The sequence below is a fragment of the Pseudomonas sp. I2 genome (genome assembly GCF_040984075.1).
GTDB classification, from domain to species: domain Bacteria; phylum Pseudomonadota; class Gammaproteobacteria; order Pseudomonadales; family Pseudomonadaceae; genus Aquipseudomonas; species Aquipseudomonas guariconensis_B.
The window spans coordinates 1-400 of the sequence record NZ_JBCGFQ010000213.1 but is presented as its reverse complement, the minus strand read 5'-3'; the positions used below and the strand labels follow the sequence as shown (position 1 = coordinate 400).

Genomic DNA, 400 nt, shown 5'->3' with positions numbered 1-400 from the left:
GCTTCACGATACGCATACGGTACCTGGTTGTGATCTTTTATCGCTGTGTGAGTTTCTGTTGGTAGTACTCCGCCAACGTCATTCCCTTCACCTGCGGCGCCAGCCAGCTGAAAAAAGCGTCCAGATCGGCATATAAGCGCTCGATATCCTGCTCTTTTTTAAACGTTGGGCTGCCGCCGGGCATGTACTCTGAAGAGTGGAGCATATATTCGACGTAGTCATTACCCTGAGTCAACGTTTGTTCGACCACTTTTTTCATCGTCTCAACGTTGCCGCCCATCGGACGCAGCCAGTGTACCGACGGCGAGCGTACTTTGCCGCGCAGGCGATCGTAGCCCTGCTTCAGGCTATTCATCCACGCGGAATGCTTGTACTGAATGCTCATCGGCACTTCCAGCAG

General features: G+C 53.0%; 1 protein-coding gene. It reads right to left on the bottom strand.

What is annotated here, in order from left to right; genetic code table 11:
• Positions 1 to 37: 37 nt before the first annotated feature.
• Positions 38 to 400 (bottom strand): hypothetical protein (locus tag WCE05_RS26305; protein WP_368816882.1); only part of this gene is annotated, 363 nt, incomplete at its 5' end.